Consider the following 13,134-nt stretch of genomic DNA (forward strand, 5'->3'; position numbering starts at 1 on the left):
GTAACACGAACAACTTTTTGCCTCAACATAAATTTGACCCCAATAGTATAAACATAGCATACCATCAAGAGATTTGTAAAGGTTTTACCACAAATGTTGAGTTATTTTGCTTGCTGCTCGCTACCCATACTTGTGAGTGCGGCTGTATTCTCGACAGGGATGAAAACGCCAGTCGTAATCTTTTGGCAAAAGGACTTGAAATAATCAGTAGGGGGGACACTCCCGAATTAACGCCCAAGGACATCTAAACCTCTGTTCAATAAGTGAAAGCTTGTTGGATAAGTTTCGTGGTTGAGTTGGGAACCCCACGCTGTAATCCTCGATTCTGTGTGGGAGGATGTCAGATTTTTTTCTTTCCTAGCTTATTGACACTCCCGATTTGTTAAGGTAATTGCGCGATTTTAGGAAGCAACCCAGAACGAGAAACCGGGTTTAAAAGGCTCAAGAGTGCGCTCTGCACTGTATCTGCGGGCGGGGGATTTCAGATTGTGGTTTTTCAGAGTCAAGCCCTAGATGGACGTACAAATCGCCCATCTAGGGCCAGAAAGCTGAAGAAAGTCGATCGCCCCACGCTTTAAAGTTTGGCTCTAAAGTTTGGTAGTCCTGTCGGCACCACCCCCAGAATAACCGCCGTAGCTGCTCTCTGTTCTGTTCCCAGAGCTAGTTTCCTTCACAAACCCGGTATAAGCTTCCATCCCGTGTTCGCCGATATCCAAACCTTCAGCCTCCTCAACAGCAGAAACCCGGATACCTAACAAAGCTTTGAGTGCAGCCCAAAAAATTGTACTCAGCAGCACGGTCATCCCACCTACAGAGATAATGCCAATTAACTGCGGTATTAGTTGATCGAAACCTCCGCCCACAAACAATCCCGCTTTCGGGCCTGCGGAATAAATTCCAGTTCCAGGGCCGTCAGAAAACAAGCCAACGGCTAGAGTTCCCCAAATGCCGCAGACTAAGTGAACTGAAGTTGCGCCTACGGGGTCGTCAATTTTTAAGTTGTCAAAGAAAGTGACGGCGAAAACTACGAGGATGCCGGCGATCGTCCCGATAATGGCAGAGTTGGGTATGTTGATCCAAGCGCAACCAGCAGTAATTCCCACTAAGCCAGCCAAAATGCCGTTGATAATCATTGACAAGTCTGGTTTGCCCAGATACAGCCAAGCGGTGATGGTGGCTGCAACTCCCCCGAAAGCACCGGCAGTGTTGGTGGTGATTGCAATATGGGCGATCGCATTTGGATCTACAGCCATTGTCGAACCAGGATTGAATCCGAACCAACCCAACCAGAGAATCAAGCAGCCCAGAGTAGCAATACTCATATTGTGTCCCGGCATCGCCACAGTATCGCCGTCGCGGTACTTGCCAATCCGCGGCCCCAAAAATGCCGCTCCCATCAAAGCAGCCCAACCCCCTACAGAGTGAATCGCTGTCGAACCTGAAAAATCGTAGAAACCTGCTTTTGCCAGCCAGCCGCCGCCCCAAATCCAGTGTCCGGTAATTGGGTAAGCAATGCCTACTAACAGCAAGCTGAAAATTAAGAAGTCCAGGAATTTAATTCGCTCTGCAACGGCTCCAGAAACGATCGTGGCAGCAGTTCCAGCAAAAACTAATTGGAAAAAGAATTTGGCGTTGAGAGGTACTCCCGCCCAGTTAAGCGAGTCGAAAATGCCTTGATAGGCCTCTCCTGTCGCAGGGCTATTGTCGGCTACATTCCACAGGAAAAATCCGCCGCTTGTACCGACAAAACCGTTGCCGTCGCTGAACATTAAGGCAAAGCCGATCGCCCAATAAGCAATTGTAGACAACGCAAACACGATCAAGTTTTTTGCCAGCACGTTAACGGCATTTTTTTGGCGGCAAAAACCGGTTTCCAACATCCCGAAACCTGCGTTCATAAAGAACACTAGCATCCCAGCCACCATAACCCACATGGTATCCATGCCCACTTTGAGGCTGGCTAATTGTTCCTCGGTGGTTGGTGCGGGCGCAGGGGTTTGGGCTACGGCTGCATATCCCCAAATTAAGACTATAATGGCAGCTAAAGGTATACAGGCTTGCCAACTGGGGCTGAGGCGGGCGATCGTCCTTTGTAATTTCTTGAACCTGTTGACTTTCGTCAAAAAGTTAGCGGCTGGCAAATTCAAAGACTCCCGCCTGAATTGTTTTGATTTTTTCTTTCCGACAGTCATTTTAGTCACTTTCACTCTCTTTACAACTAATTAGCTCAGCAATAGTCCGAAAATTTTCTAAATTGTACTACAGAAGTTTATAGCTGACTGTTCAAATTGAGATACTTCTGATAGCCTAGGTCTTCTAGCTGATTTTGTTTTTTCATGACAGATTCCGACAAAGTTTTGCGGTAATCCAGGATTCGCTCTAGCAATTGAGGCTGGGAAACTGCTAATATTTGAATTGCCAGCAAGCCAGCATTTTTAGCATTGCCGATCGCCACTGTTGCTACCGGTATGCCGGCTGGCATTTGGACGATCGAGTACAGCGAATCTATCCCTTGCAAGTGGCGGCTCGCTACTGGTACGCCAATTACCGGCAATGGTGTTAAAGATGCTACCATACCCGGCAGGTGTGCCGCCCCCCCAGCACCTGCGATAATTACTTTCAAACCTCGTTGGTGCGCGGTTTGAGCGTATTCTACCATCCGATCCGGGGTACGGTGGGCGGAGACAATTGCTACGGAGCAAGGTACGTGGAATTCTTCGCAAATTGCGATCGCTTCAGACATGGTAGGCAAATCAGAATCGCTGCCCATGATAATTCCAACTGTCGGTTGACTCATGCAATTTTCAGATGTGAGATTTCAGATTAATGGTAATTTTAAGTTATGGCGTTAACTAAAAGATCTCTTGCAGAAATACAACGCACCCCACCCCAACCCTCAGAGCGAGTAAGGGGAGGGGGTAAGATTATTCTTGTTTCCCCCCCTTAATAAGGCTACGGTGTACACACAAGTCGAGTTGGAAATCAGATGACCCAAAAAAACGGAAATTTATTTTTTTAATCCTTGATTTCCCGTCAACCATTATCAATAAGCTAAAACTCTCGATCAAAAGTTCGCTACTCTCAAAACCTTGCCTACGTCAGGTTGTGTCAGACATAGCCAGGTTTCTAGGAGTTGTGTGTACACCGTAGCTTAATAAGGGGGGACTTGCGGGGGGTAAATTTGACGAGAGCAAGAGTTCTAAAATTTAGATATTTTGTAGCCCAACTCATGCTCGAAAGCAATTTGGTGACAAGCCAAGAGTGCAGAAAGCAAAAATCTCCACATCCTCATCACGAGCCCGCAGATTTATCGAGGCGAGCAAATCTAAAATCTAAAATCTAAAATCTAAAATCTAAAATCGGATGACTGAAGCCACAACCCCAACTGCCGCCCCTACAGATATTCTCAATGCTCGCCTGCCCGGTTGCAAGGATTTGCAGATGCTTGCCGTTGACAACACGGGCATCATTCAAGAAGTTTGTTCGATGGACAAAGTATTTAAACGAATTGCTCCTCCCAATTTGCAAGTGATCGACGCTGCGGGTGATTGGGTTTCTCTGGGCGGTGTTGACTTGCAGATTAACGGAGCACTCGGTTTAGCTTTCCCAGATTTAGAAAGCAAGGATGTTGAAGTTTTATCTAAAATTTGTCAATTTTTATGGTATCAGGGAGTTGATGCTTTTTTGCCGACTTTGGTGACAACTTCCCTCGATAAGTTTAGACGATCGCTCTCCACGATAGCTGATTATATGCGGACTGCAAAAACCGCTGCTCCCGCCACCAATAAATCCCAAAGTGCCGAAATAATCGGCGTTCACCTCGAAGGCCCTTTTCTCAACCCCCAGAAGCGAGGAGCTCACCCAGTTGAGTTTTTACTACCACTAACGATAGAAAATGTCAAGTTAGTTTTAGGAGATTGTGCCGATATTGTCAAAATAATTACTTTAGCGCCGGAGTTAGACAGCACTGGTGAAGTCATTCCCTATTTGCAAAGTTTGGGAATTGCCGTCAGTCTGGGACACTCCCAAGCGACGGCAGAGCAAGCAGAGCAAGCATTTGCCCAAGGAGCTTCCATGGTAACTCACGCTTTTAATGCGATGCCGAGTTTGCATCATCGAGAACCGGGTTTGTTGGGAGTGGCGATCGTTTATCCGGGCGTAAAATGCGGTTTAATTGCTGACGGCAAGCACGTTTCTCCGACAATGATCGATTTTTTGCTGCGTGCTGGCAGATACGACACAGGCGTTTTTTTGGTAAGCGATGCTTTGGCTCCTTTGGGTTTGCCTGACGGTGTTTATCCTTGGGATTCCCGACAAATGGAAGTCAGAAAAGGTACAGCATGGGTAAGATTGGATTACCATTCGCCGCTGGAATCTGCTACTTTAGCAGGTACAACTCTGTCGCTGTTGGCGGGAGTGCAGAATTTGGTAAGGTGGGGGATTTGCGACGCAGAAAGTGCGATCGCCCTTGCTACTGATTCTCCCAGAAAGGCGATCGGGCTTTCGGGAATTATCGGCAAATCGGCAGATCAATTGTTGCGCTGGAATTTAAATTCCCAGACAAAAGAATTAACTTGGCATCGATTGTTGTAAGGAAGAAGGAAGTTCGGCAACGGATTTTGTAACGGATGTAACGGATGTAACGGATGGAAAAAGAAAGAAAGAAAGAAAGAAAGAAAAATAATTCAACTTTTTTAAGTTACCAATGCCCAATGCCCAATGCCCAATGCCCAATGCCCTGTTTGACCTTCTTCCCAATGCCCAATGCCCGTATAGGATTGTCAGCAATTAACCGGACTTGATATAATTCGGTGTTCTCGGCAAGTGCGATCGTAAATATTATTTAATTCCACAGCCAAGCAAATCTCACCCCGCAGCCATAGCGGTAAAGTAGGAAGCGTGGAACCCACAGCTAAGTTTTCCTGCCAAATATCTAGACATTGGTTGCCGTCTCGCTCGATCGCGCGATAAGCTGTAGCATAGAGGTCAGCGTCGAAGGGCGAAGCACTTCCTCCCGCCAAACGGGCCAACAACTCATTGTGAAGATTTGCCTTCCTAACCGTCACAACATCAACTATTACCAACCCAATTCCCTGTCGCAAATACGTCTCGCACTTAGACACAAAAGCACAGCGATGACTAGAACGATCTTTGTTAGCAGGAGTTACTAATTCAATTGCACCTGCTAAAACCGGGCCACCTTCTGTGTTAAAAATATTGACTTGTACAGATTCCGCCACAGGTATAAAAGGTATGCTTTGTGCTGGGGGCGACATCCAATTGTTTGGTAAATCTATTGGCAAATTAATTACCGTCTCTGGACAATCAAAGTCCGGTAGGGGTTCCTCAAAAGCTGCTACATCAATTTCAATTTCAAACTGCACGTTGGGTTCGGCAAAGTAACCTTCGGGTAATTTGGCATTCAAGTCAGATGCAATATAAGTCGCCCAAGCATTGTAAAAGGCGTGCCAGTGACGGCGCGCTGACAGCGGCGGGCGGAAATGATCTTGTAGCACCATATTTTTTAAAGTTAGCGCTAATTAAAATTATAATGTCTAATCGTTGGCAATAACTCAGCAGCAGGCAGAAAGATGAATTTGGTAAATGACAAGGATATTGTCAAACAGTATTTTAACTCCACGGGCTTCGATCGCTGGCAACGAATTTACGGCGACGGTAAAGTCAATAAAGTGCAGCTAGACATCCGCACGGGGCACCAGAAAACTGTAGATACAGTCACCGAATGGCTGCAAGCTGACGGCAATTTGCGCGGGCTTTCAATTTGCGATGCCGGCTGCGGTGTGGGATCTCTCAGCATCCCCCTAGCTGAGGCTGGGGCGATTGTTTGCGCTAGCGATATCTCTGAAAAGATGGTAGCAGAAGCCTACGATCGATCGACAGCCGTTCCCGGCAAGCTGTACAACATCTCCTTCGCCGCCCAGGATTTGGAAGCTTTAACGGGCAAATTTCACACCGTTATTTGTTTGGACGTGCTGATCCACTATCCTCAGAGTAAGGCTGCGGAAATGATTTCTCATCTAAGTTCGATCGCCCAATCGCGACTAATTCTGAGTTTTGCCCCCAAAACTTTAGCACTTACCGCGCTCAAAAAATTTGGCGAACTTTTCCCCGGGCCGAGCAAAACTACCCGCGCCTACCAGCACCGCGAAGCTGATATTATCAAAATCCTCGAAAGCAACGGTTTTGCGATTAACAGAACAGCCATGAATAGCACCAGCTTTTACTATTCTCGTTTGCTGGAAGCTGTTCGGAAATAGGTTAAAAAAAATCGGCTAAAAAGCTAATTTAGCATAAACGTAGGGTTTGCAGTACGTTGTTGCGCTCGGGCGCTTTTTAATGAAAGAGCGCCCAAGCGCAACAACGTACCTACAGGAGCGATCCATTTTCTGGGATTGATTTGCTAATTTTTCCTTGATAGGGAAACCGCAGATAACGCAGATGATTTCAATATAGTTTGTGAATGAATGCAACTCAAGTATATTGATGTTCATCAATTACCAATTACCAATTATCAATTAAAAAAATATTATGTCAACCCTAATCCTAACACGCATTTTCATAGCAGCGGCATCCGTATTCGGAGGTTTTTCGGTTGCGGGCGGGGCTTTTGCCTCCCATGCTTTGAAAAATCAATTGACCGATCGCGCTTTAGGCATTTTTGAGACCGGCGCCCGCTATCAAATGTACCACGCCCTGGCTCTATTACTGGTCGCTTTATTATTAAGCCGCGCCCCAGAGTCTGAAACCTTTTTTGCAGTGGCTGGATGGGCTTTTATTGCCGGCACGATAGTCTTTTCAGGTAGTTTGTACGCCCTGAGTTTGACTGACATCAAATGGCTGGGTGCAGTTACGCCTGTGGGCGGAGTTGCTTTTATTGTCGGTTGGGGCTGTTTGGCTGTTGCAGCTTGGAGTTTTAAATAGATATTGGCAATTACCAATGCCAAAGCCTTCCGCCAGAGATCCGCTTTTCAACCCCATGCCCTATGCCCAATTCCCAATTCCCAATTCTCTAATTGTCAAAGACATCGCTGGAAAACATATCTGTCACAGTCCGCAAGTAAGGTAAAAATACCATAACATCGGCAGCCGGGAGGCGATCGGATATTTCCCAAAATAAAATTAGCAGCATATCCTGCACTAATTCCCAACTTACATGAAGTCTCGGGTACAGCATCACGCAGATTGGAAACAATTCTTGCTGTACCGGGCGAATGCTTTCTTCCAAAACGCACCAGCACAAATAACTTTGAAAAATCTCGACATCCCGAATGCCAGAAATTTTGACCTGCGGATCGGTCAAATAACCGCTGCTGCTGCGGTATCCTTGATGCTGGGAACTAGCTCGATCGTACACTGCACTAGCAATCTGAGTTGTCTGCTGCAACAAATGCTGAACGGCTAAGAGAGCTTTTGAATTCGGCGCATGATCCGCCGCAGCTTCGTTAATCTCTCCGTGGGGAATGTGCAGGTAGTCGTCTACAACTTTTAAGTAGGGTGCAAATTCCGATCGCTCTGACTCCGAAAGACATCCTAACAAGATTTTGCTAGTGTATTGAAACTCTAACGTCACAAATCCCAGCACTAACGGATCTGTGTCTGAGTATTTCCGCCTCACTTGGACAATATCTTTTCCCACCAGCACTGACAAGCGGAAAACAGGTTCCCTATCGCCGTAAGCGTCTATTGCTTTCCGATATAAGCTGCGAGTGTCGGCGGCAATTTCTTCTCGATCAATTAAGCTGGGATCGATCGCGTGTCGCTCTATTTGTTCCCCTAAAAGTGCCTCTACTTTATTCCAAGCTATCTGGCTGGCAACTTTCAGAGTATCTGTCAATTTGTCAACTATTTTGGCTCGATTGCCATCAAAATTGCTGAAATCTCGGCTCTCGGAGATTTGCTGATGTGTTTGGTTTTCTCGTGCCGCTACTGTACTGTAATATTTTTTTGCCCAGCTAACTGCCAAGGAGGAAATGCTAACTCCTTTAGCGTCTGGGATGTTGTGAGTGTCCGATTTCGTAATAGCCTGTGACGCAAAACTGTCGCCCTGTTGCAGTTCGTCGGCCACCGATAAAAACTTTGAAGATAGTTGTGAAATGCCAGCCATGAGAAACCTCGTTGTTTTATAAAGCCGTACCCGATAGATTCCCCTAATTTTTAACGTTATCAAATATAATCTTCTGCTTTTATACCCTGACAGTCATCCGCCATTGTGCTTAAAACTATGAGCCATTTGGCTGCACTGCTTCTATCCTATATAACTTGCACGTTAATAACGCTATTTATTGTGCGCTCGATCACAGTCACTATGTGATCGTCACCGATTTTTTTTCTTTACCTGTAAAGACGGCAAAAATAAATTAAATTTGTCTTAAAAGCTCAGAATTAAACTCTAGTCTGCCTTGAAAAAATTGCTCGTTGAGATATTTTATCTTTGTTTTATCCTTTGTGTCGATCGCCCTAAGTTCTTAAACAATCTAGGCTACATCACGATCGAGCGGTGACTTTGATTGATTTATTTTCCTATATCAAGCCAAAAAAATTAGTCTGACATTTGTGAGGAAAGCTTAACACATTCAACGAGCGGCATTTCTAAATAAATTATTAAATTTGAGAGGGGAATCAGATTTATGTGAGTTTTGTGAATTCTATTGCCAGCTCGATTTTTTGGTGCTGGTTTTTTGAGCTTTCTCAGCCGGCCGCAATCGATTGCCATCCATTCGATCGCCCGCTCGCGCTTCAACTAAACCAGCAGGAGTCCCGCGCTCTACTTGTACCCAGGTGAGCGTCGTCCGTGAATGCGCGCGAGTGAAGAGATCCGCCCCGAACCAAAACGATAGCTTGAGATGTCGGAGGGTGAGGGGCGGTCGATGAAGGAGCAAATTATTTTTTGACAACACTTGACCTGATTCTCTTCACGAGATAAGCTCTGATTATAGTTTGTGAAAAACAATGTTCCAGGTAATCACCGCCAAGTTAAAGCTAAATCTGAACGCCGAGCAAAAAGCTCTGGTAGCTCAGACTGCTTTAGCCTACCGTGACGCTTTGAACTATACTTCACAAGTCGCTTTTGATGCGGGCAAAACCAGCAATGGGCTTAAGTTGCAGAAATCTGTCTATAACGAATTGCGCGAAAGATTTGGGCTGGGCGCTCAAATGGCTTGCAATGTGCCTAGACAAGTGTCAGCAACCTACAAAACCCTCTGGACTAAGGTTAAACAATCTAACGATGCTATCGCTAAAGGATACACCAAGAAGCGATACAAAGGACTGGATCGAGTTCCTAAGTACGTTTCTCGGACTTGTACCTTAAACTATCAACGTGACTACTCTTTTAAGACAGAGCAAAGGGTGAGCATTATCACTTTAGCTGGCAGAATAGTAGTGACCTATGATGGCTATAACAAGCATCTGGATTTGATTGTCAGCGGTTCCAAGATTGGGGCAGCCAAGATTGTATATCAGCGCTCTTCTAAAACTTACTATTTAATGGTGAGTATTGAAGTAGAAACTCCTGAAGTTGACCCACTGAAAATAACCAGAGTTTCTGGTGTTGATGTGGGGATGCGCTACCTTGCCGTGGAAACAGACTTGCAAAATAAGTCGAAGTTCTATTCAGGATCGTCAGCCAGACACAAAGCCAATCGCTATCACAAAGCGAGACGAACTCTTCAGCGTAAAGACACTCGTTCGGCAAAGCGCAGATTAATTGCTTTGTCGGGAAGAGAGAGACGGTTTATCGCTGATGTGAACCACCAAATCAGTAAGAAAATTGCTAGAACCAACAGCTTAATTGGACTAGAAAACTTAACCGGAATTCGGGAAAGAACTAAGTCTAAGGCTGGGGATAAAGCTAGTAAAAAGCAGAGAAAAGCAAATCGGAATAAAGCTAAATGGTCATTTGCCGAATTACACGGTTATATCGACTATAAGGCTAATCTGAATGGCTCCTTAGCTACTAAAGTTCCAGCGCATTACACTTCGCAAAGTTGTCCTAAGTGCGGGCATACTTCGACGGGGAATCGTCCGAACAAAGGGCTGTTGTTCCGATGTGAATGTTGTAACCATGAACTTCATGCTGATTTGGTGGGTGCGCGAAATATTGCGATAAGAACGTTGCTTGTCCGGCAAGACTGGACGAGTACGGGGAGCTTGTCAGCATCCCCTGATGTGTCGGGCTGTGAAACTAAAGCTGAGATTCTGCAAAGGTTCTCGGAATTGCGGTGGAGCTCAGATACAAGCCCACATCTCGTGCGGTACTCCGCTTGATGCTGGGTAGTTGACAACCGGAATCTCGATCGACTCGCCCGATCGTTCCTACACTTTACAAACCCTGGCTAGTTCCAGTCCTCTGTCGGAAGAGGTACCTTGGCTCTACAACGATACGAGTGGGTTTCCATGCCCCACAGGCTATCGATCGTTACAAACAGATAGCCAGTGCATCTTTAAGGCTATGCCTTCGGGTAGGATTAGTAGGACGAGAGGAAGTGGATAAAATGAGCGCCAGCAATTCAACAGAAATCAAGTTCGGAACCGATGGGTGGCGGGGACTGATTGCCCATGACTTTACTTTTGCCAACGTGCGAAAAGTCACCCGGGCGATCGCCAGCTACCTCGAAACCGCTTACACGAAAGACCGCCCAGTGCTAGTATCCTACGATACCCGCTTTTTGGCAGACGAGTTCGCCCGCACATCGGCGGAAGTCTTGGCAGATTTGGGATGGACGGTGATGGTAGTCGATCGAGATTGCCCGACGCCAGTTATAGCCTACAGCGCCAAGCATCTCAACTCCGCAGGCGCCCTGATGTTCACGGCTTCGCACAATCCCGCACCTTACTGCGGCATCAAATACATCCCCGATTACGCAGGGCCTGCAACCCCGGAAATTACGGATACCATTGTGGCAAATATTACTGGCGCTTCTGATGCCCCAGCCATAGGCAGCCACAACGATAAAATCTCCACTTTTGACCCGAAACCCGAATATCTGAAGTTTCTGTATACTTTGATCGATGTGGAGCGGATTCGCTCTGCTAAGTTGAAGGTGAAGTACGACGCCCTCTATTCGACTTCTCGCGGCTATCTAGACGAAGTTTTGGTACACTGCGGCTGCGATTTGGAAAGTTTTCACACTTACCGCGACGTGCTGTTTGGGGGCGGAATGCCTGAACCCAAGGGCGAACAGTTAGTCGAGTTGGTGGAAGCTGTTAAGAAGGATGCGGCAGATTTGGGTTTGGCTACGGATGGCGACAGCGATCGCTTTGGTATTGTTGATGAGTTGGGTAATGTCTTGACTCCGAATACTGTACTGTTGCTGTTGGCGCGTCACTTGGTTAAGAATAAAGGCTTGACTGGGGCGATCGTCCGTACCGTCGCAACTACTCACTTGCTAGATAATATGGCCGCCAAATACGGTTTAACAATCTACGAAACCGCAGTCGGCTTTAAATACATCGGCGAAAAGATGCGGGAAACAGCCGTGCTCATCGGTGGCGAAGAGTCTGGCGGTTTGAGCGTTTTGGGTCACATCCCCGAAAAAGACGGGATTTTGGCTGATATGCTAGTTGCTGAGGCGATCGCCTATGAAGGCAAACCGCTATCTCAGCTAGTAGAAGAAGCCATCAAAGAAGCTGACGGCCCTCTGTACAACAAACGCTTGGACTTGCACCTAGAAGAAGCGCACAAAGCAGCAGTTTTGGACTCTTTCACCAAAAATCCCCCGACAGAAATAGCGGGTATTGGCGTTAAGGAATTGGGACGCAAAGACGGGATTAAACTGTATCTTGAAGACGGCGGTTGGGTATTGCTGCGGCCTTCGGGAACCGAACCTTTGATGCGGGTTTACATGGAAACCAACTCTGTGGAAAAGGAAACCAAAGTTGCCGAGTACATGGAAAAGGTAATTGCCCAGTTAGAACCTGCTTAACTTTCAATTTATCCTAATGCGGGGTTTTTCTCCTAAGCTTTGAGATTGTAGGGTGCGCGCCGCGCACCTTACCTATTTTTGATAAAATTTGCCAAGCTTGTGAACATTATATCTCTGGTATTCATTCGTTTTCAATTACTTAAATTATCTGCGTCGCATCTGTGTTTATCAGTCTGATATATGCGATTTCTGTACCAATCAAAGACTTATGCAATCGGTCTATTAATCATCAATACTTGTCAGCCACCATTGACAAACAAATCAAAATTATCAGTATTCGATCGCACCTCAAAATTTTTCCATCAAATCTTTTTCTGCGGCATAAACATCCCGTAGCTGTTGTAGCGCCGCCCCAGAAATTGCCGATTTGAGTTTAGCTACCAACAGTCCCCACTCCAACAAACCGTCAACTGACACAGCCTCTTTGAACTTGTGGGTGTAGAATTTAGTCCAAAAAGCCGGTGCTAGCTTGCTTTTCCAGCGTTTGTACCATCTGCCAAAATCTTGCAGGGCGATCGGCCTTACTTCTATAATTGGGGGAAAATCGGCGTAGCTGACAAACCGGCTGATGCCTTTGGCGTGCACGTACACCATGTAGCGGCAGCATTCAATCCGGTAAATCTCCTCTGTTGAGATGTTGAAAAGCAGTGCTACTGTGTCTTCTGTGACAAATCTCGCCAGCGGATGCAGGACGGGAGATTTATGAATTATCTTGGATTCTGCGATCGCCGATGATTTTCTCGGAGCATCTGATATCATAGTATGTACCTATTCTGATTGTAGATAAGTCTGGTAGGTGTTTAAGACAGCTAGTAACTGTCTATGTAAGTTTTACAGACGATCGCCTTTTAGTTTTCCAGGCCGAAAGGCGATCGACTTTTTACATATATAAATTATACGACGCAATTGCATCAACAGTCAAGTATGGGTTTAGTCAGGCTCAAAATTCGGGAACTAGCGGCGGAGAAGGGCTGGACGCTTAAGGAAGTATCCGATCGCTCTGGGGTGATTTATAGCACTGTCAGAAGCTATGCTCGTCGTCCCGAAATGGCAATGGTAGACTTTACTTGCCTGCGGAGGTTAGCTCGGACTTTTGATGTGATGATTGAGGATTTGGTTGAGGTTTTGGAGGAATAGGCGATCGCTTTTTTAGATATCTAATATTAAACGACAGCAGATTGTCATTTGT

Annotated in this window: 12 protein-coding genes and 1 pseudogene; 7 read left to right on the plus strand and 6 right to left on the minus strand. The window is 46.2% G+C overall.

From position 1 onward, the window contains the following. Positions 1-248, plus strand: a pseudogene (locus tag QZ918_RS14595) (hypothetical protein); the annotation flags it as partial. Positions 249-587: 339 nt separating this feature from the next. On the opposite strand, the gene QZ918_RS14600 reads toward QZ918_RS14595, so the two are convergent. Together QZ918_RS14600 and purE are read right to left on the minus strand one after the other, a co-directional pair. Continuing rightward, positions 588-2,192 (minus strand): ammonium transporter, encoded by a 1,605-nt coding sequence (locus QZ918_RS14600; protein ID WP_293336304.1) that lies wholly within the window; start codon positions 2,190-2,192, stop codon positions 588-590. Positions 2,193-2,269: 77 nt separating this feature from the next. Beyond that, a complete protein-coding gene (purE, locus tag QZ918_RS14605; RefSeq protein WP_293336168.1) occupies positions 2,270-2,797 on the minus strand; it encodes a 5-(carboxyamino)imidazole ribonucleotide mutase in 528 nt (175 codons plus the stop codon). Between the two features lie 566 nt (positions 2,798-3,363). On the opposite strand from purE, the gene nagA reads away from it, so the two are divergent. Beyond that, positions 3,364-4,593 carry an N-acetylglucosamine-6-phosphate deacetylase gene (nagA, locus tag QZ918_RS14610; RefSeq protein WP_293336170.1) on the plus strand — a complete coding sequence of 410 codons (1,230 nt, stop codon included), beginning with the start codon at positions 3,364-3,366 and terminating at the stop codon, positions 4,591-4,593. 188 nt (positions 4,594-4,781) lie between these two features. Here nagA and QZ918_RS14615 read toward each other — a convergent pair whose 3' ends face one another. Then, a complete protein-coding gene (locus QZ918_RS14615) occupies positions 4,782-5,519 on the minus strand; it encodes a DUF4058 family protein (RefSeq protein ID WP_293336172.1) in 738 nt (245 codons plus the stop codon). A gap of 72 nt (positions 5,520-5,591) precedes the next feature. On the opposite strand from QZ918_RS14615, the gene bchM reads away from it, so the two are divergent. After that, entirely contained in the window at positions 5,592-6,278 is a 687-nt protein-coding gene (gene bchM / locus QZ918_RS14620) for a magnesium protoporphyrin IX methyltransferase (protein ID WP_293336174.1), read from the plus strand. A gap of 271 nt (positions 6,279-6,549) precedes the next feature. Then, the gene (locus QZ918_RS14625) at positions 6,550-6,942 is read left to right on the plus strand and encodes a DUF423 domain-containing protein (RefSeq protein ID WP_293336176.1); all 393 of its coding nucleotides are present in this window, start codon (positions 6,550-6,552) and stop codon (positions 6,940-6,942) included. A gap of 88 nt (positions 6,943-7,030) precedes the next feature. Here QZ918_RS14625 and QZ918_RS14630 read toward each other — a convergent pair whose 3' ends face one another. Both QZ918_RS14630 and QZ918_RS14635 read right to left on the minus strand, forming a co-directional pair. Then, complete coding sequence (locus QZ918_RS14630; protein ID WP_293336178.1) at positions 7,031-8,125, minus strand: hypothetical protein; 1,095 nt, start codon at positions 8,123-8,125, stop codon at positions 7,031-7,033. A gap of 541 nt (positions 8,126-8,666) precedes the next feature. Beyond that, complete coding sequence (locus QZ918_RS14635; RefSeq protein ID WP_293336180.1) at positions 8,667-8,915, minus strand: hypothetical protein; 249 nt, start codon at positions 8,913-8,915, stop codon at positions 8,667-8,669. A 55-nt stretch (positions 8,916-8,970) separates the two neighbouring features. Here QZ918_RS14635 and QZ918_RS14640 point away from each other — a divergent pair, with 55 nt between their 5' ends. Together QZ918_RS14640 and QZ918_RS14645 are read left to right on the plus strand one after the other, a co-directional pair. Continuing rightward, positions 8,971-10,287 carry an RNA-guided endonuclease InsQ/TnpB family protein gene (locus tag QZ918_RS14640; RefSeq protein ID WP_293336182.1) on the plus strand — a complete coding sequence of 439 codons (1,317 nt, stop codon included), beginning with the start codon at positions 8,971-8,973 and terminating at the stop codon, positions 10,285-10,287. A gap of 227 nt (positions 10,288-10,514) precedes the next feature. Then, positions 10,515-11,945 (plus strand): phosphoglucomutase/phosphomannomutase family protein, encoded by a 1,431-nt coding sequence (locus QZ918_RS14645; RefSeq protein ID WP_293144841.1) that lies wholly within the window; start codon positions 10,515-10,517, stop codon positions 11,943-11,945. A 288-nt stretch (positions 11,946-12,233) separates the two neighbouring features. On the opposite strand, the gene QZ918_RS14650 is transcribed toward QZ918_RS14645, so the two are convergent. Then, positions 12,234-12,704 (minus strand): hypothetical protein, encoded by a 471-nt coding sequence (locus QZ918_RS14650; protein ID WP_293336184.1) that lies wholly within the window; start codon positions 12,702-12,704, stop codon positions 12,234-12,236. 165 nt (positions 12,705-12,869) lie between these two features. Here QZ918_RS14650 and QZ918_RS14655 point away from each other — a divergent pair, with 165 nt between their 5' ends. Then, on the plus strand, positions 12,870-13,082 hold the full coding sequence (locus tag QZ918_RS14655; RefSeq protein WP_193974409.1) for a helix-turn-helix domain-containing protein: 213 nt from the start codon (positions 12,870-12,872) through the stop codon (positions 13,080-13,082). Positions 13,083-13,134 lie beyond the last annotated feature (52 nt).

It is taken from the genome of Microcoleus sp. CAWBG58 (assembly GCF_020883045.1).
Lineage (GTDB): Bacteria > Cyanobacteriota > Cyanobacteriia > Cyanobacteriales > Microcoleaceae > Microcoleus.